The following is a 954-nucleotide window of genomic DNA, read 5'->3' as shown; positions in this document are numbered from 1 at the left end:
GGCGGATTCTAGTGGTCGTGGAAACACGATTTTAGATTTCGGTGGCATAGCTTAGCAGTTCGGCCATTTTTTCGGCTGGTTTGGCGAAGCCTAGGGTTGCGCGTGGTCTGTCGTTGAGTTGCATGGCAACGAACTCGAGGTCTTCTTTGGTGTGGACGGATAGGTCAGTGCCTTTGGGGAAATACTGGCGCAGAAGTCCGTTGGTGTTTTCGTTACTTCCTCGCTGCCAGGGTGATCCTGGATCACAGAAGTACACCGGACACTCGGTGGCAATGGTAAATGATTTATGGCCGGCCATTTCACTTCCTTGATCCCACGTCAGCGAACCACGCAGGTGTGCTGGTAGCTGTTGGATAGTCTCGACGAGCGCGTTGCGCACTTCTACAGCACCATGCCCGTTGGGCAGATGCAGCAGCATGACGTATCTGGTGCTGCGTTCTACAAGCGTGCCGATAGCTGATTTGTTTCCCTTGCCCAAAATGAGGTCGCCTTCCCAATGTCCTGGAACAGCGCGGTCGTTAACCGTTGCTGGTCGTTCGGAAATCATCACCATGGGGTCGCTAAATCGCTGGCGGGCAATACGCTGGTTGCGTGGCTTTCTCACAGCACGGCCTTGGCGCAGACATGCGGCGATTTCTTTTTTCAACTCGCCTTTAGCTTGGAAGAACAACGACATATAGATAGTTTCAGGACACACCCTCATAGTGTCATCGTCAGGGAAGTTTAGACGCAACCTTCGGGAAATCTGCACCGGTGAATATCGCTTCTTCAACATCGCCCACACCGCATCACGCAATGCTGCATGTGTGTCCAGTTTGCGTGGCTTAGGCCGGAATCTGCGCAGCACGGACTTCCGATGAGCTGCATGCGGCAAATACAACCCAAATTCGTCACGGTTGCGTGTCATTTCCTTGCTGATTGTTCCCGGTGAGCGACCCAAATGCCGGGCAATAG

1 protein-coding gene is annotated in these 954 nt (G+C 53.4%); it reads right to left on the bottom strand.

The window, feature by feature from the left end:
* Positions 1 to 31: 31 nt before the first annotated feature.
* On the bottom strand, positions 32 to 954 hold a 923-nt coding region (locus ABRP88_RS11355), incomplete at its 5' end, for an IS30 family transposase (protein WP_349837259.1).

The sequence above is a fragment of the Corynebacterium sp. KPL2734 genome (genome assembly GCF_040225595.1).
Classification (GTDB): domain Bacteria; phylum Actinomycetota; class Actinomycetes; order Mycobacteriales; family Mycobacteriaceae; genus Corynebacterium; species Corynebacterium rhinophilum.
This window is presented reverse-complemented; position numbering and strand designations above follow the sequence as displayed.